The organism is Lactobacillus sp. ESL0679 (genome assembly GCF_029433515.1).
Lineage (GTDB): Bacteria > Bacillota > Bacilli > Lactobacillales > Lactobacillaceae > Lactobacillus.
In genome coordinates, this window is record NZ_JAQTIG010000008.1 from 85,413 (window position 1) to 108,218 (window position 22,806).

The window sequence follows — 22,806 nt, forward strand, 5'->3', positions numbered from 1 at the left end:
TAAAGCACAAGGAGGACTGAAAATGGATAATTTTTCTAATTACAGAGAACATCGCGGCTTTGATTGGGCTGCATTTCTTGCAGGTGTTTTAATGATTGTGGCGGGGTTATTCCTGCTACGTCATCCGGGTAAGGCATTGCATGCCTTTGTTTTATTGTTTGCCATTTTGTCGATTGTTCAAGGATTTGTGTGGCTTGTGTTTTATAGTCATTTTCACTATTATATTTCCTTAAGTTGGATGTCGATTGTTTCTGGGGTGCTAGATATCTTAGTCGGTATTTTGTTCCTATATTCATACGACGCCGCTGGGTTGACGCTGGCATACTTGTTTGCGATTTGGTTTTTGTTTGATTCCATTTCCGGCATTATTGTTTCGTGGCATATGCGTAACCTCTCGCGATTTTATTTCTGGTTTAGCTTGATTTTAAATATTTTTGGCTTGCTAATTGCGATCAGCCTAATGTTTAATCCGGCTTTATCAGCATTAACCTTGATTTGGCTGATTTCATTCTGGCTGTTAATTTTTGGGGTTAATGAAATTGTCGTGGCTTTTGCCCGCAGATAATTATAATGATTAAAAAGAGTCCGTTAAGGACTTTTTTTATTGCTTAAAAGGGTTATGAAACACCCGGTATGCTATAATTTAGGTAATAGGAGGCTGGCAAAAATGGCTGACAAGAAAAAGCAATTGTTAATTGTCACAGGCATGAGTGGCGCCGGTAAAACGGTGACGGCGCATGCTTTAGAGGATATGGGCTATTTTGTGGTCGATAATTTGCCGCCAACGCTTCTGGGGAGCTTTTGGGATTTGATTGTTAATTCCGATGACTTCACAAAAGTTGCGGTTGTGATTGATTTACGGGTGAAAAATTTTTACCGTGATTTGCTTGATGAGGTCAATTCATTAGAAGACAATGGAACTGTGCAGACGACAATTGTCTTTTTGGATGCGTCAAACGATACGTTGGTTGCGCGGTATAAGGAAACACGTAGGCTGCCGCCGCTTGCCAGCAGTGGCCGCTTGCTTGACGGGATTGAGGAAGAACGGCAGATATTAACTGGAATCCGCAACCGCGCGAACTATATTATTGATACTTCCGAGTTAACGACCAAGCAGCTAAAGCAAAAGCTGCTTAAAGAATTTAGCGATCGGCAAAGGCAGCCATTTTCGATTGAAGTGATGTCCTTTGGCTTTAAATATGGGATGCCAATCGATGCCGATATTGTAATGGATGTACGGTTTTTGCCGAATCCATTTTATATACCAGAATTGCGGCCGTTTACTGGCTTAGACAAGCGGGTATTTGATTATGTGATGGATAAGGAGACAACACAGACCTTTTACGCGAAATTGCTTGACCTCTTAAAAATTGCTTTGCCTGGTTATATTAAAGAAGGCAAAGAAAAGTTGACGATTGCGATTGGCTGCACGGGTGGTCAACACCGCAGTGTGGCAATTGCTCAGCAGTTAGCCCGTGATTTAACTAAAGGCGGTTACCAAGTTGACATTACGCATCGTGAAATCAGCCGCTACACTAGAAAATAGGTGAATTAAATGGCGTATGGAGAAGGAAAAATTATCCGGGTAATTAAAAGTAGGCGTCCTAAAGTCGTAGTTATTGGCGGCGGGACTGGCTTACCCGTAATTTTAAATGCATTAAAGGACCAGAATGCTGAGATTACAGCGATTGTGACTGTTTCGGATGATGGGGGGTCGTCTGGTTCGATTCGCAACTTTATTAATGTTGTGCCACCTGGTGATATTCGCAATGTCTTGGTGGCTCTAAGTGATATTCCGCAAGAGGAGAAAAATATTTTTCAATACCGGTTTGATTCGTCAGACTCGTTCTTTTCCGGCCACGCAATCGGCAACCTAATTATTGCGGCGCTAAATGAAATGCACGGTAATATCTTTGACGCCGTGCAGTCTTTATCCAAAATGATGCACGTTGATGGCCATGTTTTTCCCGCATCAAACGAACCTCTAACCTTAAATGCGGAATTTATTGATGGTACCAAGCAAGCTGGCGAAAAGGAAATCACTGATAAAGACAAGCGAATTAAACGCGTTTGGGTAACGGACACCAATTCAGATGATGAGCCAGAAGCGGTTTTGCCGGTTTTGGCCTCTGTCATGCAGGCAGATGCGGTTGTACTGGGACCGGGTAGTTTATTTACGTCAATTTTGCCTAACTTGATGATTCCTAATCTTGGTCAAGCAGTCCGCGAAACCAGCGCGGAAGTGATTTATATTTGTAATATCATGACGCAACTGGGCGAGACCGACCATTTCTCTGATAGTGAGCACGTTGCGGTCATTAATAACCATCTCGGCGGCAATTATGTTGATACAACGCTGGTTAACGGTGCCAAAATCGACATGAGCAAGTTTAATCCAGCGGATTATGATGCATACTTGGAACCTGTTAAGAATGACTTTGCGGGATTACGAGCTCAGGGGAGTCGCGTGATTACTGATGATTTCATTGATCAGCGCAGTGGCCTGGTCTTTCATGATGGTAAAAAGGTGGCGCGTGAGATTATCAGTTTGGCGTATGAAGCAATGTCCCGTAGAAAGAGGACCGATAAGTAATGGCAAGTTATGCGAGTAATGTTAAAAAGGAATTGACGGCATTGCCAATTCATCCTGAACATGCAAAAGCAGAGCTGGCGGCATTTTTGCGGATGAATGGCGTGTTAAACTTTCACGATCATCAATTTAGTTTGGATATTACCACGGAAAATCCGGCGATTGCACGACGGATTTTTTCCTTGATTAAAACCGCTTATCGCGTTGAGCCGCTATTGATAGTATCACGGAAGATGAAATTGAAGAAGAATAACCAGTATCTTGTTCGTTTGCAAAATCATGTCCGAGAAATTTTAACCAATTTAGAAATCTTGTCTGCGGAATCCGGCTTACTGACGCGAATTCCTAAGCGAATTATTACTTCTAAAGAAGGTGCAATGTCTTATTTGCGTGGTGCATTCTTGGCAAGTGGCAGTGTCAACAATCCCGAGACCAGCCGTTATCATCTGGAAATTTATTCAGCTTATAAAGACCATAATGATGATTTGTTGGAATTAATGAATCATTATTTTTTCTTGAATGCGAAAACAACTAAACGGCGGCGCGGATTTATTGTTTATCTCAAAGAAGCAGAAAAAATTGGTGATTTTCTTCATATTGTGGGTGCGTTGAATGCAATGCTGGCGTTTGAAGATTTACGGATTATGCGCGACATGCGCAACTCTGTTAATCGGCTGGTCAATTGTGATACAGCTAATTTGAAAAAAACGGCAACAGCTGCTGCTAAGCAGGTTGAAGATATTGAATTAATTGAACGCAAGAAGGGCTTGGATACATTACCGGAAAAGTTGCGCGACCTAGCGCAATTGCGGTTAACTAATCCGGAGTTATCGTTAAAGGAACTAGCAGAGCAGGTGCCAGATGGTCCGATTTCAAAATCCGGTGTTAATCACCGACTTAAAAAGTTGCATGAGTTAGCAGAAATTTTAAGACAATAAAAAAAGAGTTCATTTTGAAATGAACTCTTTTTTGATAGTGATTAATTACTTTTTCTTGTTGACCATAATTTCGTCAATCAAGCCGTAATCCTTAGCTTCTTGTGCGCTCATGTAGTTGTCGCGTTCAGTGTCTTTTTGGATTTTATCTAATGGCTGACCGGTAGTTTCGTGGATAATATTGTTAATCTTTTCCCGACTCTTTAAAATTTCAGTAGCAGCAATTTGAATATCAGTTTGCTGACCCTGAGCACCACCTAAAGGTTGGTGGATTAAGACTGTTGAGTTTGGCAATGCAAACCGTTTACCCTTGGCACCACTAGTAAGTAAGATTGAAGCCATTGATGCGGCCATTCCGATAGCAATCGTGGAAACGTCGGACTTGATAAAGTTCATGGTATCCATAATTGCCAAGCCTGAAGTGATTACACCACCAGGTGAGTTAATGTAAAGTGAAATGTCTTTGGTGTTGTCTTGAGCATCAAGGAAAAGTAGTTGCGCAATAATCGTATTTGCCATATCATCGTTAATTTCGCCACTCAGCATGATAATCCGGTCTTTTAATAACCGCGAATAAATGTCGTATGCACGTTCACCGCGAGCTGTTTGTTCGATAACTGTAGGTACAAGCATGTTTCTGCCTCCTAAATTTAAGTTCTAATTATTAGCACTCTAATAAGTACAGTGCTAATTAAATCACTTACATGGGTGACTGTCAATGAAAGTGTATCAATTTTGTATTTTTTGTAACGGGCTTCTTATATTACAATATAGAGAGTATATTGAATTTTGGAGGAAAGATTTTGAAGCATTTTAATAAAATAGCAACTATTATGACGACTTTGATGCTGGGAGCGTCTGTCGCTACAAGCTCTCCCGCGGCAGCAGTTCTGGCCGCTACAACTGATTCTGATGCACCTGCTTCAGACACCAGTACAAATTCTAATTCGAATTCTGTGACCAAGCCTGACGACTCAAAGGATACAACTGGCACTGATACACCGGATGCAGACAAGCCAGCTGATAATACTAAGCCTGATGACACATCAAACGTTGCAGATACTGATAAACCAAAAAAGCATAAAGCTAAGCCTAAGCAAAAGGTTACTGGTTATTCGATGATGACCAAGGTTGCCGGTAATAAGAATTATAAGGTTTGGAAGACGGTTTCTAACGGTAAGGTTCATACTAAAGTTGCTGATGGTAAGATTTACCAATACAATCACATTCAGTCAGACCAATTGATTGAAACTAAGAAGGCTCGTTATTGGCGAATTTATGTTGATGGCCGTGAAGTTGGTTATGTTAACGAAAATTATTTTGCCAAAAACCAAATTGCAGTACCGAAGACAATTTCTTTAGTACGGAATGACAATTATGACTTTTTCTCATCCGACGCTATTTCTTATGTCACTAACAGCATGGGAACTGTAATTGATAGCAGTCAAGTTAAAATTTCTAAGCAAGACATTTCTTGTAGTAAGGCTAAAACTTACAAAGTTAAGTACAGTTACGGCTCAGCTAAAGCTACAGTTAAGGTAACGGTAAGAAAGAGTACTAGCGAAGGAATTGTAAATCCAAACGATTATGCTTCTGTGACTGGACAACCCGGTACTGAGGATTATAAGAGCTGGAAAAAGCACTATGGTTCTTCAGTTAATTACATTAGTCCAACTGAGTACACCCCAGAAACTGAATCTCATACTTTAAGCAGCAACGGTTTAACATTGAAGACCAAGTTTTATCAACCCGTGTTATTAAGTGTTAAAGATCCATCAGATGATAACATTAATCGTGTGGGTCATATTCCGGAAGGGATGACGGTTTCTAACGGTTGGGCTTACACAAGCTTATTAAGTCACACCAACTTAATGTCAGGACACGTTGTTGGCTATGATTTAAACAAGCTAAAGAGTCCATACAATGCTCAGCATTTGCTTGATATGTCGCAAACTGATTTTAATAATTATGTAAAGCATATCAAGGTTAGTCAATACATTCCAATTGGCCACGGTCAAGCAATGGGCGCAAGCAATAAATATATTTACGTGATTAACAATGATCATACGCAAAAGGAAAGCACTGACTCGGTTGAGTTGGTACAAATCCGCAAGAGTGATATGCAAATCAATAAGATTTGGACTTTTAAGACTTGGGTTGGTGACGATTCACAACCGCGTTATTTCCAAAATGGTGTTGTAATGTCAGATACTGATATGTACACCGTTTATCACGATGCCAAGAACAAGTGCTATGAGTACTGGGAATTGCAACGCAAAGGTGATAATTGGTATCCAACGCTTGTTGGTAAGACCAATGGTAATTTTGTTAGTAACGGTGCCCCAGTTCAGGGCTTTGCTTATGATCCCGTTAACCAAAAGTTCTATTTGGGCTTTAACGATTTGATCTTTAAGATGAGTCGCAACGGTGCAATTAAGCAGACCTACCAATTTGACACTGGTCGTGAGATTGAGGGTATGTCAGTTAGCGATAATCAGTTATATGTCAACTTGGCCCAGCGTGCAGAATTGTTGGTTAGCATGAATATTAACTAAAAAAAGTAAGAGCTGTAAGCTCTTGTTTTTTTGCCGTGAATAGGTAAGCTTAAGTAAATAACAATTGTTGAGTTAGCTTCTGCATGTTATAATAATGACGTAAATAAAAAGAAGTCTTGTTGGTATCAAGACTTCTTAACATGAGTTTCCGCATAAAAGCGGTGACTTACTAACGTTTTTAATAAATTAAATAATCGCTAGGGTCTCAAGCTAGGCGATTATTTTTTTACTTTAAAATTCTTTAAAGCAAGCTTTAGTTCATCAAGTGCTTTGATTAACTTGGTGGCCTTATCAGTTAACTTGATTAAGCTACTAATAATTTCAGCTAGTGCCCAAATAATCATTGCGAGTGATAAACCAAAAGCAATAACAATATCCAAGGTGAATACCCGACTAATCCTTTCTTTCGGATTCTGAGAGTTATAGTTGTTACACCATAAGCACCACTTCCTTAGGTTAGAAATTAGTCACCGCGATCTAGCTTCTACTCATGCTTGTTTAATTATATCAGAATAAAATTAAAATTGGATAAATAATTTTATAATGAGCTGACTCATTCTCTAGCAAAGCAGCGTTATACTATTAATTTTGCAGGAACTAAGTAATTAATAAACATTACTTAGTTTTTTGTTATTCACTTTTTTTCTGACAATCAGGACAGAGACCAAAAATTTCTAAATGACTGGCCGAGGTCACAAAGCCAGTTTGTTTTTTTGCCTTATGCCGCATTTGGTCTTCAATCGCGGATGTGTGATTTTTAAGTGATGCTGCCACAATAATTGCTCCGCCTCATTAGTTTGTCCTTAGTGTATCATTTTTTGCTAATAAAAAGCCGCCCAAAAAAGGGCGGCGAGATAATTTTACTATAAGCTACATTTTGGCATCTTGGTGGCGTTTGATTGTCGGTAAGATTAAACCAAGAAGGAAGAGGACAATTGGCGTTGCAATATTTAATGTCAATGTAAATGGATCAGGTGAGTACATCCCCAAGATACAACATGCAACTGTAACGGCAAAGCACCAGATACCAGCTGTAAACGCTAGACCTTGGTGAGTTGTCATTTGGTAAGTATTGTTAGTAATAAATTTCTTATATTGTTTACGCAATGCCACGTAAGCAGCAAAGACCCACAGGTAACGAACGGGCATGACAATTGAATTTAGCTTAACTAGTTGAGCCATTACAGCTTGAGCGTTTGGCATCAAAGCTTGCAGGACAATTAAGCCACCAGATAAGATAATAATTAACCAGATACCGTTGATATATGCACCGTGCTTATTTAATTTGAGTAATTTGTTAGGGATGAAGTCTTTGGCTTCTTTACTTCCTAAGAGCATTCTCAATGGTGCATCGATACTGATAACTAAAGTTGAAAACTGCCCGATGACATTGCACCAAGCATAAATATACATGAACAAACCACCGACATGATAGTATTGTCCCAGTTTGTTAAAGGCCATGTAGGGACCATTAGATATGTATTCGTTTAAATGGCTGCTGACAATTTTAGGATCGAACATCATCGCCATAGCAATGGTACCTAAAATCGCTGAAACCATAACCATTACAGCCAGACCAATCATCGCTTTTGGAAAGTTCTTAGATGGGTTCTTCAGGTTGTTAACGTATGGTGAAATTTTCTCAGCACCACCTACGGCGAAAACTAGAATTGATAGCGAGGTGAAATATTTCATGTTAAATGTTGGCATGAAATTCTTCCAGTTCCAGCTAATGTTGAAGTAGCCGGCATGTGGATTAATCACAGGTGCTGCAAACATCATGATGATGAATAAAATCGACATCACAAACATTGAAGTACCAGCGATTGTTGAGAGGGTCTTGATGACGGGCACGCCGCGGCTGGCAACCCAGCAGAAAAAGAGAAAGACGGCGAGTGTGGCAAGCTGCGTCCAAGCTGTTGGCACACTGTCGTACCAATTGGTATTGCCGAAGATGCCCCAAGCCATTCCTCTTAGGCCACCCGTGCCTTTACTAGAAATATAAACGATGTGGACAGCCCAAAAGGTCCAGCCAGCGTAATAGGCCCATTTTGGTCCCATTGTTGCGTTAACCCAGGAAGCCACACCACCTTCGGAATCTTTGAAAACGGAACCGAGTTCACCAACCATTAAGGCATAAGGAATAAAGAATAGCAGGAAGATCATAATCCAGCTAAAGATAACGTGGGTGCCATCGAAGTAGACAAAGCCGTTAACAACGTTCCCAAAGCTCCAAACGATGGAGAAGGCCATTGTTGCTAAGGTTGTCCACAACATTTTCTTGGAATTATCATGTGTTTCAGTCATGAAATAATATTCTCCTTTCAGATAATTATTAATATTGTACACTAGGATAACCTAAAAAGCTCTCATTTTTCACAAGTTAACAAGTACATTATGTCTTTTTCTTAAAAATTATATAACGCAGGTAACTATTGCGGAAGACTTATAATTGTGCAAGACTATCTTTATATTGTTAACTAGAGAGTAGGAGAATTATGAAAAAGAGACAAGTTGGGAAAAGTTTACTAACTGGTGCAATTATTGCAACTAGCTTATTTGCGTGTGGTAATTATCGCTCAGTAACCGCTAAAAGCTACAAAAAAGCGGTAACCAAAGTTGCAGGGAGTGGCAACTATACGGTTTATCATCATGCTTCTACAAAGGGACCAGCTGGTGCATTTACCTCAACCAAGTATTTTAAACATGCCAATTTGCAGGCGAAAAAATCAGTAGCAACTAAAAAGGGTAAATTTTGGCAAATTATTGTTGATGGTCGCACTGTCGGTTGGGTTAACCAGAACTTTTTTGCTAGAAACAAGATTGCGGTTGCTAAAAAAGTCAGCTTGGTTGAAAACAGCAATTATGAGTTTGAAACGCGAGATGCAATTAGCGTAGCGGCAGACAGCCAAGGAACAGCAATCAATCCTAGCAAGGTTAAGGCTTCACCAGCTAAAATTGATACGGATAAGCCAGGAACAACCACCGTTCATTTTCAATATGGCAGTGCTAAGGCCAGCGTTGATGTAACGGTGCGTGATGATTCGGATGAAGGAGTTGCACACGCTGACCAGACGCCGCAAAGCGGTCCAACTGCAGTGTCGACTTGGAAGGGTAGTTCTAAATCGTCATCACGTAATTGGAATGCCAAGCACCATTATGGCTTTGAAACAAAATCGGATACTTTTAAGGCCGGAAATTTGACGTTGAAGACCAAGCTTTACCAACCGCGTTTTGTTAGTTTGGACTACAATAAGGCAGCGGATAAGATGGGACAAGTAGGGGTAATTCCTGAAGGAATTACTGTTAACGGCAATAACTTTACAGTTGCAGTTTTCAATAATAGCAGCGATTTAAAGGGGCATTTAGTGTCTTATGATTTAGGGCATATTAATAAATATCGCGCGCAAAATTTGCCTGGATTAAGCTGGTCAACTTTTAAAAAGTACGCAGCTCACATTAAGGTTAGTCCCTACATTAAATTAGGTCATGGTCAATCACTGGGGTCTTCTAGCAAGTACCTTTATGTAATGGCAAATAACAATAAGGCGGGTAACTCAAAAGCTTCCGAAGAAATTTTGCAAATTCGCAAGTCGGATATGAAGATCAATCAGATTTGGTCATTCAAGATTTGGAATGGTTCGTCCGCGCGTTACATTCATAACGCAACTTTTAGTGGCGACAACACAATGTACTGCTTGTTCCATAATGCAAGTAACGGCCGCTATGAATACTGGAAGGTAACTAGAAGTGGCGATACTTGGACACCAGTTGAAGTTGGTGCAACGCAAAGCAACTTTATTGGCAATGGTTCACCGGTTCAAGGTTTTACCTATGATAGTGGTCATCAGCAATTTTATATCGGCTTTAATGATTACCTGTTCCGCGTTGGTAAAGATGGAACTTATAAGGGCAAAAATCATTTGCATGTTAAACGGGAAATTGAAGGCTTATCAGTTTCCGGAGGCAAGCTTTACGTTGAATTTGCGCAACGTGGCGAGTTAACGGCTGGAAAAGCAAAATAAGCAAATGAAAAAAAGCAGCTTCATTACGAAGCTGCTTTTTAGTATGGGTCCCCTGAGAGTCGAACTCAGATTTTAAGAACCGGAATCTTACGTGCGATCCATTACACTAAGGACCCAATTAGCACATCAACAAGTATACCAGAAAGAAAGAAAAAATAAAAATATTTTTTGCGAAAATTCGTTTAAAAGTTATTCTGCCGGTCTAAATTCTAGTATTTTATGTCAATTTAATAATTAATATTTCACTTGAATTATTTTCAAAGCATTGTTATACTGTAAGTGTCGATTGAGGAATAGCAGATTTAATGTTTAACAAGTCTATATTTCTCTTATATTTTTAAGCAATCTGGGACAGTAAGTGACACATATTGGGTCATAATTGTCCCGGCAGGAAGGAGCGAAGGCAATGTACTCGGAATTTCCAGTGCTTGAAGCTCTTGTTCCTGATATTTTAAAAGTATTTCGACAGAGGTATCTTGTCCTTGAGCAGATTTCGCTTAATGCACCGATTGGTCGCAGAAGCGTAGCACAAGCTTTAGGACTTTCCGAAAGAAACGTGCGAACAGAAACGGAGTATCTTCGTGATCTTGGTTTAATTGAAATCAAGAGTTTCGGCATGTTTATGACGGAAAAAGGCAAGAAGACCTTGCAGGATGCAGCCCCCTTGATTGATCGGTATTTCAATGCCCGCAAGACAGAGATTGAGTTAGCGCACAAGTTAGGGATTGAACGGACAGTTATTGTTCCGGGCGATAGCGACTTGCAGGAACGAGTTTATGAGCGCATGGGTGAAGAACTTAGTTCAGCTTTAAATCTGCTTTTGCCGCTGGGTAAGTCAATCATTACTGTTTTAGGTGGTGTTGCTCTTGCAAAGTCTGCGAAGTACTTGTCCAAGAACCTGAGCGATAATCGGCAGTTGGAATTTGTTCCAGGGCGCGGTGCCTTGGGCGAGAATGTTGCTATTCAAAGTAACACTATTGTTCAAGAAATGGCCGTCAAAACTGGTGGTAAATATAAGACTTTATACTTACCTGAACAAATTTCGACTCAAGCTTATAAGTCACTCATTAGAGAGTCGACTTTTGCGGATGTTTTAGAAGACATTGCCAAAAGCGATGTCGTCATTCATGGCATTGGCTTAGCTCATGACATGGCTCGGCGCAGAGGATACGATTCGATTCGTTTATCCGAATTGCGCGAGAAAAAGGTGGTCACCGAATGTTTCGGGTGTTTCTTCGATGGCCGAGGAAAGATTGTCGATCGCGTGCAACAGGTTGGCTTGCAGTTCGAGAATCTAAATAAAATCCCGCACATATTTGCCTTTGCTTGCGGTAGCCATAAGGCTCAAGCAATCAAGGCTTATATGCCTAATGCTCCTCATCAAACCTGGTTAATTACTGATGAAGGAGCCTCAGATAAGATTTTAAAGGGGATTTAAGTCTCATTTAAAATAAATTGGTGTTTACAATTCTTACATAGTTCTTAAGGAGGACTTTAGAATATGACAGTTAAAATTGGTATTAACGGCTTTGGCCGTATCGGTCGTTTAGCATTCCGTCGGATCATGGATTTGGGCGAAAAGTCAAAGGATATTGAAGTTGTTGCTATTAACGACTTGACTACTCCTGCACTTTTGGCACACTTGTTGAAGTATGACTCAACTCATGGTACTTTCAACCACGAAGTTTCAGCAACTGAAGACTCAATCGTTGTTGATGGTAAAAAATACCGCGTATACGCTGAACCACAAGCACAAAACATTCCTTGGGTTAAGAATGACGGTGTTGACTTTGTTCTTGAATGTACTGGTTTCTACACTAGCAAGGCTAAGTCACAAGCTCACCTTGACGCTGGTGCCAAGAGAGTCTTGATTTCAGCTCCTGCCGGCAACGACTTGAAGACTATTGTTTACTCAGTAAACGATGACACTTTGGATGCAAACGACAAGATCGTTTCAGCTGGTTCATGTACTACTAACTCATTGGCTCCAATGGTTGATGCTTTACAAAAAGAATTTGGCATCAAGGTAGCTACTATGACTACTATTCACGCTTACACTTCAACCCAAATGATCTTGGATGGACCTGTTCGTGGTGGTAACTTACGTGCTGCTCGTGCTGCTGCAGCTAACATTATTCCTCACTCAACTGGTGCTGCTAAGGCTATTGGTCTTGTTGTTCCAGAATTGAACGGTAAAGTTAACGGTCACGCACAACGTGTTCCAGTTGTTGATGGTTCATTGACTGAATTAGTTTCAATCCTTGACAAGAAGGTTACTGCTGACGAAGTTAACGCAGCAGTTAAGAAGTACGAAAGTCCTTCATTTGCATACAATGATGACGAAATCGTTTCAAGCGATGTTATTGGTATGACTGCTGGTGCCATTTATGACCCAACTCAAACTATGGTAACTACTGCAGGTGACAACCAATTAGTTAAGACTGTTTCATGGTATGACAATGAATACTCATTCACTTGCCAAATGATTCGTACTTTGTTGAAATTTGCTACTCTTTAATCATTAATTTTTGATTACTGCTGATAGTAAAAAGAGAAGGCGGAGGGAGATTCTTCCTTCCGCCTTTTTTTGAAAGAAAAATAATTGAGTTATCGGAGGATATAGATGGCTAAATTAATTATTTCAGATTTAGATGTTAAGGGTAAAAAAGTTTTAGTCCGTGTTGACTTTAACGTCCCAATTAAAGATGGCGTGATTGGTGATGACAACAGAATTGTTGCCGCATTGCCAACAATCAAATACATTATTGAAAATGGCGGTAAGGCAATCTTGCTTAGTCACTTGGGCCGCGTTAAGTCTGACGATGATAAAAAAGAATTGTCACTTAAACCAGTTGCTGAACGCTTGAGCGAACTCTTGAAGAAGCCTGTAACTTTTGTACCTGCAAATGAAGGTCAAGAAGTTGAAGATGCAATCAGCAAGATGAATGATGGCGATGTTGATGTGCTTGAAAACACTCGTTTCCAAGATATTGACAATGACTTTGGCAAGCGTGAATCTAAGAATGATCCTAAGCTGGGTGAATACTGGGCAAGTCTTGGTGACATGTACGTTAACGATGCCTTTGGTACCGCGCACAGAAGCCATGCTTCCAACGTCGGAATTGCTGAAGCAATGAAGAAGGCCGGTAAGCCAGTTGCTGCTGGTTACTTGATGGAAAAGGAAATCAAGTTCTTAGGCGATGCTGTTGCTAACCCAGTTCACCCATTTGTAACTATTTTGGGTGGTGCCAAGGTTTCAGACAAGATTGACGTAATTACTAACTTAATTCCTAAGTCAGACCATATCTTAATCGGTGGTGGAATGGCTTATACCTTCTTAGCTGCCCAAGGTCACGATATTGGTAAGTCGTTATTTGAGCCAGATAAGGTTGAATTAGCTAAGCAATTGCTTAAAGATGCTGATGGCAAGATTGTTTTACCAGTAGATAACTTGGCTGCAACCGAATTTTCTAACGATGCTTCTCGTGAAGTTGTTGGTGACGATATTCCTGACAACATGATGGGGCTTGACATCGGTCCTAAGACTGTTGACAAGTTCAAGGAAATCTTGAAGGATGCTAAGACTGTTGTTTGGAACGGACCAATGGGTGCCTTTGAAATGTCCAACTTTGCTAAAGGTACTTTGGAAGTTGGTAAGGCTTTGGCAGATCTTAAAGATGCCACAACCATCATTGGTGGTGGTGACTCAACTGCCGCTGCTAAGCAATTAGGGATTGCACCTAAGATTACCCATATCTCAACTGGTGGTGGCGCAAGTTTGCAATACCTCGAAGGTAAGGAATTACCAGGAATTGCCTGCATTTCAGACAAGTAAATTTAGGAAAGGACGTTATTATGCGTACACCAATTATTGCTGGTAACTGGAAGTTGCACATGAATCCAGAACAAACAACTGAATTTGTTGATGCAGTTAAAGGCAAGTTGCCAGAATCTACTAAAGTTGAAGCATTAATCTGTGCTCCAGCTGTTGACCTTGATGCTTTAAGAAAAGCTGCTAAGGGTTCGGAATTAAAAGTCGGTGCAGAAAATGCTTACTTTGAAGACGAAGGTGCATTCACTGGCGAAACTTCACCTAAAGTTTTGAAAGAAATGGGCATGGACTACTGCATTATCGGTCACTCAGAACGCCGCGGTTACTTCCATGAAACTGACGAAGACATTAACAAGAAGGCTAAGGCTTTGTTTGCTAATGGTATTACCCCAATCATTTGCTGTGGTGAATCACTTCAAAGACGTGAAGCCAATCAACAAGAAGAATGGGTTGTTGGTCAAATCGAAGCTGCCTTAAAGGACTTATCTGCTGAACAAGTTGCTAGTTTAGTAATTGCTTATGAACCAATCTGGGCAATTGGAACTGGTAAGACTGCTAGTTCAGACCAAGCCGAAGAAATGTGCAAGACGATTCGCGATACAGTTAAGAACTTATATAATGAAGAAACTGCCGCCAATGTTCGCATCCAATATGGTGGTTCTGTTAACCCTGGTAACGTTAAGGAATTAATGGCTAAGCCTGATATTGATGGTGGTTTAGTTGGCGGTGCCAGCCTTAAGCCAGACTCATTCTTGGCTTTGGTTAATTACCAAGACTAATTATTGATTATAATATTTAAAAAACCCAGCCACTGCACATGCAGAAGCTGGGTTTTTGATAAGCAAATTTTGCTACTAAATAGTAGCAACAGCTAAAAAAATAATTTATAGTTATACTATATTAAATTTTTGGAGGTTACGAAATTTGAACTTAATAGAGGTTCTTGCTCGTTTAAAATATTTGGTTGCAAAAGATCAATTTTGTTTGCTAAATAGGCGAGCAAGAAGGGCTCAAGCTGTAACCTCTGCTTTAGCTAAGGAAATTGTTAAGCAGCTTAGTATAGAAGATTTTCGTAGTTTTGAAGAAGATAGAGATCGTATTGGTGAATATCTTTGGATATTTCAAACGGAATATGGTGAAGTCTATTATTTGAAATTTAAATTTGTTGAAAATAATCAAAGAGTAAAATTTATTAGTTTTCACCTTTCAAATTAGCGATTAGGAGGTATGAAATAATGAATACATATATTAAAGATTATACAAATACGTTTATTATTCATAGTCACGAATATGAGGTTACTTCGCCAGCTAAATTCGATCAAGAAACAAATGAAGTAGTTTCTGATACTAAGTTAGATGATCAAGCCGTTGAAATTGCCAATTCGCTGTATCGTGAAGAATTCGGCTTGATATCTCCGCAAGATATAAAAAAATATCGCGCAAAGATTGGCCTTTCACAAAGAGAATTTGCCAAGTTGACAGGATTAAGTCCTAATACAGTTGCACTATATGAAACAGGAGCTTTCCCAACCAAAGCAAATAATAAGTTGTTAAAGCTGTTGTTTTCTGATGATAACTTACTAGAAGAATTAGTTCAGCAAAATAAGCGAACGCTTTCTGACGTAATTATTAAAAAGACAAATAATTATTTGCAATCTAAAGAAGAATTAATTACTAATACAAGTGTAAAACCTAAATTTAATTCAGTTCAACTTACTAATTGGTATCGTGTTACAAATTATTTTGCTGCACAGGCAGATGAGAATGTTGAGCATTTAACACAAATGAAAGTATTAAAATTATTGTATTTTGCGTACGGACGTTATGGTGCTCGTTCTGCATCAAATTTGTTTTTGTCACCAATTTTGGCATTAGCTTATGGTCCGGTAGTTAAAGAAGTTCATGAAAAATTTAATGGGCAAAAAGATTTAATTGCGAATGGCCTCAATGATAAGGCATTTGCTGATTTTTCTGAAATTGCTAAGGATGCTGAAATTACTGGTATATTAAATGAGATTTTGCAAGATTATGGCAATCAAACAGCTTATAGTCTAAGCAAGATAACACATCAACTAGGTTCGCCATGGTCATTAACTGAAAAAGGTAAGATTATTAATCCTAATTCGATTATAGAAACATTTAGTCGTGGAATTGAATGGTAAAGCCCTAAAACCCAGCTTCTGCATGTGCAGGGGCTGGGCTTTTTGTTTGACTTTAATTATTTAACTGTACAAAAAAGTGTACAATATTTAAAAATGAAGATGAGGTGATTTTATGGAAACTCTAAATCAAACTTATTTTAGAAACAATATTAAAGCTTGTTTAGATCAAGTGAACGATCATGACGAAGTGATTTATATTACAAGACCTAAGAATAAAGCGGCTGTGGTGATTTCTGCGGAAAAGATGGCAGAGCTGGAATTAATGGAACAATATACTAAAGCTCCAGAAGGCTCGATTGATAAGGGGATTGCGGAAGATAAGTTAATTCAGATGGGTGTGTTGCCAGAATCTCCCGAAGTCAATGATAATAATTGGAATGAATTTTGGAATCAATTTAAAAAATGAAAAAGTTGGCGTTTCACTATACGAACAGTTTTAGAATTAATTTAAAAAGGTTAGCCATGCTAGATTCTTAAATTGTTGATGAAGTAATGGCTGCCATAGAAATATTACGCGAAGATCATCAGCTACCTGATGAATTTGATGATCATCCGTTATCGAGACAGTTAGAAGGCTATCGTGATTTTCATGTTCGTGATACGCCTAAGGGTAATTTACCTTCCGAAAGTAATGATGTAGTTGTCGTGTACCGAATTGATGAGAATAAGTTAACAATCGTTGCAATTAATATTGGCTCTCATAGTACTCTTTTTGGTGGTAATAAGTCTTCTAAAAAATATCGTAAAAATAACTAAAACCAGTCACTGCTCTAGTAGCAGTGGCTGGTTTTTAGCTTTAGTTAAATTTATTCAGGTAAGTCAATGCAACTAAAAAATGTGTTAATATAATTAGTAAAATGGTAGTAAATTAAATTAGTTGGAAGTTTGCAATAATGGAAAAAGGCAAGACCACAATTAGAGAACAATTATTGACAGAGCGCGCCTATAAGATTGGTTGGTTGATTGCGCTAGGTGAACTAGTAATAATTTTAGTTTTAGCAATTTTCAAAAAGCTCGATTTAGGTGCTGACGTTTTAGTATTGCTCTTATTGAGCTTGATGGATTTGTTTACTACCTTTTTTCAGAAGCACCACATTACTTTTATTATCAGCCTACTATTAGGTGTAGTGTTAGCCATAGTCATTTGTATTATTCTGTTTGTTGGGATAATTTGGCTTTCGGGTAATATGATTTTTACAAAATAATAAGATGTAAAAAAGTCAACTGCTGTTGTTGAGACAGTAGTTGACTTTTTTAGTTTATATTAGAATTATGAGCTTTAAATTCTTCAATTTCGTCACGGATCCCTTGGGCAAAATAGTCAGCGCCAATTTCTTCAAGTAAGTCAGCAAAGTATCGAGTAGTCCGATAATCTCGTTTGCAAAGTGCCAATTCAGCTTTACAGATAATTAATTTATCATATTGACCAAGCTCTTGTGCAATGGTGATTGCTTGTTTTAGAGCTTCTTGTGCAAGAAAAATTTTTTGCTGATCAACTTGAAAATTAGCTTGATTAATTAGGACAGTACATTTTATTGACTTTAAAAAAGGATAGTAATTATCAATTATATTAATAATTTTACTAATAATATCCATATTAGTTTGATAGTCAAAAGCATAAGAAATCATGTTTAATAGGTAAATGTCAGTAATTGTCAAAATTTTAATCTTAGATAAGTAATTATTCCAAATAGGTTGAACCAATTTTTTAGTTTTAGACAAGCCATGAGGTTTATTTAATAAAAGACTCGCACGTAGGATTCTAATGATACGCTCAATATCACCATCACTTTTGACTGTTAAACATTCATTTAAAAGCTGCTCAATCTTATCGGTATCCATACTACTTTCTAAACTTAAAAGTTGATATAGAATATGTTGTTTGGCTGTAGGTTGATAGTCGTGCATAATGTATTCAAATTCAGCTAGGCTAACGTTCAAGCGAGCAATCATTTCATTGGCATTTTCTCTTGAAGGAGATACAGTTCCAGCTTCAATTTTAGATAATGTACTACGATCAAATAATCCTTTAGCAAGTGTTTCTTGACTAATTGAGCGCGATTTACGTAATTTCTTAACAGTAGTACCAAATGTTTTCATAAATATTTCCTTCCACATATGCTATTTATTTTTATTATTGCATAAATAAATTTGCGATTCAATTTATAATTTACATACATAATGTTCAAAATTTGCACACTTTTAACGAATTAAAAATGATAATCTAAATATGAAGCATAAATAAAAGCGCTTTATTTAATGTCTATAAGTTTTATTAAAAGAAAGGAGAAGTTATGGATCAATTATTTAGATTTGTTTTTTTACTTTTTCGTAAATTAAGTTAGTAATGAATAGTTTTTTGTAAAGGAGAAATTTATTATGAAGAAACTAAATACTGCAAAGGTTGTAACAGCTTTGTCAGCTTGTTTAATTATGGGAAGTACAATTTTACCTGCAAGTACAACCTTTGCTGCAGAAATGGATAATCAACAATCGGTTGTTTCAAGTAGTAATACTGTTAAACAAGATGTAACTAAAACTATTTCTAACAGAGAAATGTTTAAGTCACTTGAAGCTCAAGGTGTAGATGTTAAGGGTATTCTAGGTGAAAAAGGGTATCAAGAAGCCTTAGCTCAAGATCTTATGCGTCATGGTGGAACATATATTAAAACCCATAAACATGGCTTTACTATTTATTTAAATAGTGCAATAGTAAAAATCTTGGTTTGGGGCGGTGCTACAGCAGCCAGTTCTGTTGTTGGATCATTATTGTCTTCAGTAGGCCTTGAAGGATTAGGAGCAACTGCTATTACTCGAATTGTAAAATCAGTAATAAAAGGTTCTGCAAGTAAGGCATCAAAACGAGGAGTTTATGTCAGCTTTAGTAATAGAGGTAGTTACGTTAGCTGGGGTTACCAATAAATAGATTATTTGTGAATAACAGATAGAATGGAATGATTCAAATGAATACTATTAGAAATTATATTGCAAAAAATAGGCTAAAATATCTTGAAAAGTCCAAAAAACAGAAAAGATGGAATTTCATTTTTACTTTTATCTATTTTGGAATAATTACAGCAATTTGTCAGGCTTGGGGTAGTCAAATAACTGGATTACTGGAAAATGCTTTGTTTGCTGTAATGGGTGGTATTGGCTATGTGTTGCTTTTAAAAATTGCTGATCATTTGTATCTTAAGTTTATTCAATAAATATTTATTCATAATTTTTAACATAGTAGATAGAAGTATAGATTGCTTCTATCTACTTTTTGATATTGTTAGTATTTATTAAAATCGCTTTATATTTTATTAGTATTATGGTATATATTAGGTTAATTAACTAATTTTTATATTATTTATATCTTCAATATATGGAGAACTACATGCTGAGAAAAATCAAAATCTTTCTTTGTGCAATAATTGCAGTGACGATCGTTGCAATGTTATCAGAAACGCTGCAGTCGTATGATAATGAATCCTTACCGAATAATCCGACAATTATTGAAGTTGGTGTTAAGCCTGTAAAGAAACACTACGAACTTAACAATACAAATAAGAATGGTACCAAGGCTGTCTTTTTCGACAAATTAACCAAATTTGTCAAATCTAAAAATATTTCACTTAAGAAGTTACGTGTTAATAGTTTTAACAATCAGAAAAGCAAGGTAATCTATAATTTTAATAAGAAACAGAACGACTTTTCGCTCTATCGCAATGCGCGTGTTAAGCAATTAACTAAAAAAGAACTTAACTTAGAAGATATTTTTGGTATTTATTGTACTAATGCACACGGTGATTCTTTAGCAGCTCTAACTGGTTATCTGAGGGCGCAAGGATTAATAATCCAAGTTAGTGATAATTCATTGTCAGTTAAAACATTATTGATGGTGGTACTATCTAATATTTCGGAGTCGCTAATAGTAATTTTTGCTAGTGTAATCGGTATCTTATTTATTATTATGTTGCTAGAAAAGATTTACCGCTTTAAAGCTTATGCGGCAATGAAGATTAATGGTCTCAGTAATTGGCAAATGATTAAGCGTGACTTTAATGCCCAAGCAAAATTATTAGGTATCAGTCTACTTTTAATCATTGGCGCAATCGTTATTTGGGTACTGCATGAATTGACCTATGCGGGCTGCTTGCTGTTCCTGCGTTATGCTGTCGGGATAATCTTAATAATCTATCTTGGATTTTTCATATTAGATATTTTATCTTATGGCGTATTGGTCTTGCTAGAACCATATCAAGCGATTAAGGGTTCCGAAAAGTCGCACTCATTTGTGGTTATTGGTTATCTTTTGAAACTGATTTTGCTAGCTTTAGTGGTAGTAAATTCGGTAACACTTAATAATCATCTTCAAACCTATGCGCGCGATACAAAGATTATTGAGAAGTGGCAAGCTAACAAAGAGATGTATTCTCTTGGGCTTAACTGGAACGATCAAAATCGTGAGGAAAATAAGTCGGTTGAACGATCAGGTCATCAATTGATCGTTCAAGCAAGAGATGTAATTATCTCTGATAATTCTGAGATGTTTCATCCAGCACCTCGTTCTACTGATCCAGAAAATGGTAATGTAATCATTGCAAATGATAATTTTATCAAGCAAAGTAATCTTCGTCCGCAAGGGTTAAAAATTGACACTAAAAAAATCACAATGCTTGTACCTCATAATCGCCTAGATCAAGCGTCGCGGGCTAAAAAACAACTGATTGAACTTATTAAGTTTCAACGTAAGCTGCCTAATTATTATCAACAGAAGCGCTTTCCTGAAATTGAAGTAAAGGCGATTGCTAGCGGACAAAAACTGTTTAACTATACGGTGGGTGATGAAATTACGTCTTCTGTATCTGTCAATCCGATTATTATTGTGATTAATAAGAAAGTATTTTCAGATGATTATTATACAGCGGCAAGTACTCGAACGATGGTTCAGTTTCCACATCTTCGGCAACTTAGAAAATTAATACAGCGGTTTAAATTAACTCCTTACTTAGTAGGAATAATCAGTGAGCGTTCACAATTGTCAGATTATAACATGCAAGCTAGTAGAGAACTTTTAATGCTAACAGTGACAACTGTTTTGTCATTATTGCAGATGATTTTTATTATTTTATTTGTGACCTCCACCTTTTTACAAAATGAGCGCCATAAAATGGCCGTTACTAAAGTGTTTGGTAAATCTAACATTAAACTAACCGGACTATTTTTACTTGCTAATCTGGGGATGGATGTCCTTGTGATTATGCTGGTTTTATTTAAATTAAATGCTATTAATTTACTGATGTTTGCCAGCGGGTATTTACTATTAGAAGGATTGATAATTTGGCTAACTTGCTGGCACGCAGAACATAATTTATTAGTAACACTTAATCACGGAAACTAGGAGCTAAAAGATGATTAAAGTAGAAAAGCTTTCGAAGAAATTTAAACAAAAGACCATTTTTGACGATATTAATTGTAGTTTAGCAACTGGTAAAAGTTATGCCATTGTTGGCAAGAGCGGTGCGGGCAAGACAACATTTTTGAATATTTTAAGTGGCCTAGAAGCACCGACTTCTGGCAAGGTCATGATTGACGATATTACGGTAAATGCCAAGAATCAAAAGAAACTATATCGGGACTATTGTGGCTTTATTTTTCAGAATTTTGGCTTGATTGATACTGAAACAGTTAAGCAAAACTTAGACTTGGGCTTTGCTAATCAAAAGTTATCGCGAGCTGAAAAAGAAGCCAAAATGAAAGCTGTTTTGAGTCATTTAGGGTTAGATTATTTGGATTCAAAACAAAAAATTTATACTTTAAGTGGGGGAGAGCAGCAGCGGATAGCGTTAGCCCGAATAATTCTAAAAAAGCCACAGGTGATTTTTGCGGATGAACCCACTGGGTCCCTTGATGCGGAAAATGGCAAAGTGGTTTTGCATTCTTTACTCAATGACTTTGGCTCGGATGCAACTGTCATTATTGCAACCCATGCCCAAGAAGTCTGGCAGCAATGTGATTATGTAATTACAATTGAAAATAAGCAAATTCAGTTAAGAGAAAATAATAACGTATCTTCTTGTTAAAAATTCTGCAAGGTATTGACAATATAGTGTGAACATGTTATTTTGATTATGCTTAATACTGTATTATTAATATAGAACACTTGAATTGATAACGGAGATCAAAATGAAGCATATTGAAAATTTTTTCTTAAATAGTGTAGTTGTAATGATAGCGCTAGTTGCACTTTTGTCGATGATTCATATTCCGCTTGTCGATGAGGTTAAGGATTACTTTAATCCGTTTATTACAATGCAAACCGACTATGCCAAGGTACCTAAAGGTACGCAGGATTATTATAATATTCAAGCTGTTGATAAAAGCGGCAACAAGCTGCCTTACAAGCTTGAGGAATTTGGCGGCTATGATCCTAATCAGCAATATGTTGTTATTAAACATAAGGGACAATTTGTAAAACATATTGATTACATTTCAAAAAGTAAAATGCCAATTGTAAAAAAATAAAGCTGTTAGAGTGATTGACTCTAACAGCTTTATTTAATATTTTTGTCGCTATCTGCTTTTCTTCTAGCTATATCCGCTTCAACTTTGGCATTTGCTGCAGCAATTTCTTTATAAAATTGGCTGTACACTTTTTCCTGTTGATGAATTTCCTTATGGTATTCTTTAACAGGATATTTTTTATGCTCAAAAACAAA

24 protein-coding genes and 1 pseudogene are annotated in these 22,806 nt (G+C 37.5%); 20 read left to right on the forward strand and 5 right to left on the reverse strand.

What is annotated here, in order from left to right; all coding sequences use genetic code 11:
• Positions 1-22: 22 nt before the first annotated feature.
• The 4 genes from PT287_RS09400 to whiA all read left to right on the forward strand — a co-directional run bounded on the left by PT287_RS09400 (position 23) and on the right by whiA (position 3,528).
• On the forward strand, positions 23-565 hold the full coding sequence (locus PT287_RS09400; RefSeq protein WP_277134477.1) for a DUF308 domain-containing protein: 543 nt from the start codon (positions 23-25) through the stop codon (positions 563-565).
• Between the two features lie 102 nt (positions 566-667).
• Positions 668-1,546 carry an RNase adapter RapZ gene (rapZ, locus tag PT287_RS09405; RefSeq protein ID WP_277134478.1) on the forward strand — a complete coding sequence of 293 codons (879 nt, stop codon included), beginning with the start codon at positions 668-670 and terminating at the stop codon, positions 1,544-1,546.
• A 9-nt stretch (positions 1,547-1,555) separates the two neighbouring features.
• A complete protein-coding gene (yvcK, locus tag PT287_RS09410) occupies positions 1,556-2,593 on the forward strand; it encodes a uridine diphosphate-N-acetylglucosamine-binding protein YvcK (protein ID WP_277134479.1) in 1,038 nt (345 codons plus the stop codon).
• Positions 2,593-3,528: a DNA-binding protein WhiA gene (gene whiA / locus PT287_RS09415; RefSeq protein WP_277134480.1), complete on the forward strand. Its 936-nt coding sequence runs from the start codon at positions 2,593-2,595 to the stop codon at positions 3,526-3,528. Before yvcK ends, whiA begins: the two co-directional genes overlap by 1 nt.
• Positions 3,529-3,573: 45 nt before the next feature.
• On the opposite strand, the gene clpP is transcribed toward whiA, so the two are convergent.
• A complete protein-coding gene (gene clpP / locus PT287_RS09420) occupies positions 3,574-4,158 on the reverse strand; it encodes an ATP-dependent Clp endopeptidase proteolytic subunit ClpP (RefSeq protein ID WP_277134481.1) in 585 nt (194 codons plus the stop codon).
• Positions 4,159-4,358: 200 nt separating this feature from the next.
• Between clpP and PT287_RS09425 the strand changes: the two genes are divergently transcribed.
• Positions 4,359-6,080 (forward strand): SH3-like domain-containing protein, encoded by a 1,722-nt coding sequence (locus PT287_RS09425; RefSeq protein ID WP_277134516.1) that lies wholly within the window; start codon positions 4,359-4,361, stop codon positions 6,078-6,080.
• Between the two features lie 218 nt (positions 6,081-6,298).
• On the opposite strand, the gene PT287_RS09430 is transcribed toward PT287_RS09425, so the two are convergent.
• The 3 genes from PT287_RS09430 to PT287_RS09440 form a co-directional block, all read right to left on the reverse strand.
• Complete coding sequence (locus tag PT287_RS09430; RefSeq protein WP_277134482.1) at positions 6,299-6,460, reverse strand: hypothetical protein; 162 nt, start codon at positions 6,458-6,460, stop codon at positions 6,299-6,301.
• A 250-nt stretch (positions 6,461-6,710) separates the two neighbouring features.
• Positions 6,711-6,854 (reverse strand): hypothetical protein, encoded by a 144-nt coding sequence (locus PT287_RS09435; protein ID WP_277134483.1) that lies wholly within the window; start codon positions 6,852-6,854, stop codon positions 6,711-6,713.
• A gap of 96 nt (positions 6,855-6,950) precedes the next feature.
• Positions 6,951-8,387 carry an amino acid permease gene (locus PT287_RS09440; protein WP_277134485.1) on the reverse strand — a complete coding sequence of 479 codons (1,437 nt, stop codon included), beginning with the start codon at positions 8,385-8,387 and terminating at the stop codon, positions 6,951-6,953.
• A gap of 191 nt (positions 8,388-8,578) precedes the next feature.
• Between PT287_RS09440 and PT287_RS09445 the strand changes: the two genes are divergently transcribed.
• The 10 genes and pseudogenes from PT287_RS09445 to PT287_RS09490 all read left to right on the forward strand — a co-directional run bounded on the left by PT287_RS09445 (position 8,579) and on the right by PT287_RS09490 (position 17,304).
• The gene (locus tag PT287_RS09445; RefSeq protein WP_277134487.1) at positions 8,579-10,105 is read left to right on the forward strand and encodes an SH3-like domain-containing protein; all 1,527 of its coding nucleotides are present in this window, start codon (positions 8,579-8,581) and stop codon (positions 10,103-10,105) included.
• Positions 10,106-10,511: 406 nt separating this feature from the next.
• Positions 10,512-11,543, forward strand: a complete 1,032-nt coding sequence (locus PT287_RS09450) for a sugar-binding domain-containing protein (RefSeq protein ID WP_277134488.1) — start codon at positions 10,512-10,514, stop codon at positions 11,541-11,543.
• Between the two features lie 63 nt (positions 11,544-11,606).
• Complete coding sequence (gene gap, locus PT287_RS09455; protein ID WP_277134490.1) at positions 11,607-12,623, forward strand: type I glyceraldehyde-3-phosphate dehydrogenase; 1,017 nt, start codon at positions 11,607-11,609, stop codon at positions 12,621-12,623.
• A 105-nt stretch (positions 12,624-12,728) separates the two neighbouring features.
• A complete protein-coding gene (locus PT287_RS09460; RefSeq protein WP_277134491.1) occupies positions 12,729-13,940 on the forward strand; it encodes a phosphoglycerate kinase in 1,212 nt (403 codons plus the stop codon).
• A 20-nt stretch (positions 13,941-13,960) separates the two neighbouring features.
• The gene (gene tpiA, locus PT287_RS09465; RefSeq protein WP_277134493.1) at positions 13,961-14,716 is read left to right on the forward strand and encodes a triose-phosphate isomerase; all 756 of its coding nucleotides are present in this window, start codon (positions 13,961-13,963) and stop codon (positions 14,714-14,716) included.
• A gap of 145 nt (positions 14,717-14,861) precedes the next feature.
• Positions 14,862-15,152 (forward strand): type II toxin-antitoxin system MqsR family toxin, encoded by a 291-nt coding sequence (locus PT287_RS09470; RefSeq protein WP_277134495.1) that lies wholly within the window; start codon positions 14,862-14,864, stop codon positions 15,150-15,152.
• A 20-nt stretch (positions 15,153-15,172) separates the two neighbouring features.
• Complete coding sequence (locus PT287_RS09475) at positions 15,173-16,099, forward strand: type II TA system antitoxin MqsA family protein (RefSeq protein WP_277134497.1); 927 nt, start codon at positions 15,173-15,175, stop codon at positions 16,097-16,099.
• A gap of 112 nt (positions 16,100-16,211) precedes the next feature.
• Positions 16,212-16,505: a type II toxin-antitoxin system Phd/YefM family antitoxin gene (locus PT287_RS09480; protein ID WP_277134498.1), complete on the forward strand. Its 294-nt coding sequence runs from the start codon at positions 16,212-16,214 to the stop codon at positions 16,503-16,505.
• Positions 16,502-16,855: pseudogene (locus tag PT287_RS09485) on the forward strand (type II toxin-antitoxin system YafQ family toxin). The gene PT287_RS09480 and the pseudogene PT287_RS09485 overlap by 4 nt, the downstream one beginning before the upstream one ends.
• Before the next feature lie 137 nt (positions 16,856-16,992).
• Complete coding sequence (locus tag PT287_RS09490; protein WP_277134500.1) at positions 16,993-17,304, forward strand: hypothetical protein; 312 nt, start codon at positions 16,993-16,995, stop codon at positions 17,302-17,304.
• 49 nt (positions 17,305-17,353) lie between these two features.
• Here PT287_RS09490 and PT287_RS09495 read toward each other — a convergent pair whose 3' ends face one another.
• The gene (locus PT287_RS09495; RefSeq protein WP_277134502.1) at positions 17,354-18,199 is read right to left on the reverse strand and encodes a helix-turn-helix transcriptional regulator; all 846 of its coding nucleotides are present in this window, start codon (positions 18,197-18,199) and stop codon (positions 17,354-17,356) included.
• Positions 18,200-18,478: 279 nt separating this feature from the next.
• On the opposite strand from PT287_RS09495, the gene PT287_RS09500 reads away from it, so the two are divergent.
• The 5 genes from PT287_RS09500 (at position 18,479) to PT287_RS09520 (ending at position 22,612) form a co-directional block, all read left to right on the forward strand.
• Positions 18,479-19,021, forward strand: coding sequence for a hypothetical protein (locus PT287_RS09500; RefSeq protein ID WP_277134503.1), 543 nt, complete (start codon positions 18,479-18,481; stop codon positions 19,019-19,021).
• A 41-nt stretch (positions 19,022-19,062) separates the two neighbouring features.
• Positions 19,063-19,308 (forward strand): hypothetical protein, encoded by a 246-nt coding sequence (locus PT287_RS09505; RefSeq protein ID WP_277134505.1) that lies wholly within the window; start codon positions 19,063-19,065, stop codon positions 19,306-19,308.
• Positions 19,309-19,481: 173 nt separating this feature from the next.
• Positions 19,482-21,488 (forward strand): hypothetical protein, encoded by a 2,007-nt coding sequence (locus PT287_RS09510; RefSeq protein WP_277134506.1) that lies wholly within the window; start codon positions 19,482-19,484, stop codon positions 21,486-21,488.
• Between the two features lie 10 nt (positions 21,489-21,498).
• Positions 21,499-22,170 (forward strand): ATP-binding cassette domain-containing protein, encoded by a 672-nt coding sequence (locus PT287_RS09515; RefSeq protein ID WP_277134508.1) that lies wholly within the window; start codon positions 21,499-21,501, stop codon positions 22,168-22,170.
• A 103-nt stretch (positions 22,171-22,273) separates the two neighbouring features.
• Positions 22,274-22,612 (forward strand): YxeA family protein, encoded by a 339-nt coding sequence (locus tag PT287_RS09520; RefSeq protein ID WP_277134510.1) that lies wholly within the window; start codon positions 22,274-22,276, stop codon positions 22,610-22,612.
• Positions 22,613-22,806: the final 194 nt, after the last annotated feature.

Bases quoted from the DNA above. Each gene is read 5' to 3' on its own strand.
- PT287_RS09400 (WP_277134477.1), top strand. From the start codon at position 23: ATGGATAATTTTTCTAATTACAGAGAACATCGCGGCTTTGATTGGGCT.
- rapZ (WP_277134478.1), top strand. From the start codon at position 668: ATGGCTGACAAGAAAAAGCAATTGTTAATTGTCACAGGCATGAGTGGC.
- yvcK (WP_277134479.1), top strand. From the start codon at position 1,556: ATGGCGTATGGAGAAGGAAAAATTATCCGGGTAATTAAAAGTAGGCGT.
- whiA (WP_277134480.1), top strand. From the start codon at position 2,593: ATGGCAAGTTATGCGAGTAATGTTAAAAAGGAATTGACGGCATTGCCA.
- clpP (WP_277134481.1), bottom strand. From the start codon at position 4,158: ATGCTTGTACCTACAGTTATCGAACAAACAGCTCGCGGTGAACGTGCA.
- PT287_RS09425 (WP_277134516.1), top strand. From the start codon at position 4,359: ATGACGACTTTGATGCTGGGAGCGTCTGTCGCTACAAGCTCTCCCGCG.
- PT287_RS09440 (WP_277134485.1), bottom strand. From the start codon at position 8,387: ATGACTGAAACACATGATAATTCCAAGAAAATGTTGTGGACAACCTTA.
- PT287_RS09445 (WP_277134487.1), top strand. From the start codon at position 8,579: ATGAAAAAGAGACAAGTTGGGAAAAGTTTACTAACTGGTGCAATTATT.
- PT287_RS09450 (WP_277134488.1), top strand. From the start codon at position 10,512: ATGTACTCGGAATTTCCAGTGCTTGAAGCTCTTGTTCCTGATATTTTA.
- gap (WP_277134490.1), top strand. From the start codon at position 11,607: ATGACAGTTAAAATTGGTATTAACGGCTTTGGCCGTATCGGTCGTTTA.
- PT287_RS09460 (WP_277134491.1), top strand. From the start codon at position 12,729: ATGGCTAAATTAATTATTTCAGATTTAGATGTTAAGGGTAAAAAAGTT.
- tpiA (WP_277134493.1), top strand. From the start codon at position 13,961: ATGCGTACACCAATTATTGCTGGTAACTGGAAGTTGCACATGAATCCA.
- PT287_RS09475 (WP_277134497.1), top strand. From the start codon at position 15,173: ATGAATACATATATTAAAGATTATACAAATACGTTTATTATTCATAGT.
- PT287_RS09480 (WP_277134498.1), top strand. From the start codon at position 16,212: ATGGAAACTCTAAATCAAACTTATTTTAGAAACAATATTAAAGCTTGT.
- PT287_RS09490 (WP_277134500.1), top strand. From the start codon at position 16,993: ATGGAAAAAGGCAAGACCACAATTAGAGAACAATTATTGACAGAGCGC.
- PT287_RS09495 (WP_277134502.1), bottom strand. From the start codon at position 18,199: ATGAAAACATTTGGTACTACTGTTAAGAAATTACGTAAATCGCGCTCA.
- PT287_RS09500 (WP_277134503.1), top strand. From the start codon at position 18,479: ATGAAGAAACTAAATACTGCAAAGGTTGTAACAGCTTTGTCAGCTTGT.
- PT287_RS09505 (WP_277134505.1), top strand. From the start codon at position 19,063: ATGAATACTATTAGAAATTATATTGCAAAAAATAGGCTAAAATATCTT.
- PT287_RS09510 (WP_277134506.1), top strand. From the start codon at position 19,482: ATGCTGAGAAAAATCAAAATCTTTCTTTGTGCAATAATTGCAGTGACG.
- PT287_RS09515 (WP_277134508.1), top strand. From the start codon at position 21,499: ATGATTAAAGTAGAAAAGCTTTCGAAGAAATTTAAACAAAAGACCATT.
- PT287_RS09520 (WP_277134510.1), top strand. From the start codon at position 22,274: ATGAAGCATATTGAAAATTTTTTCTTAAATAGTGTAGTTGTAATGATA.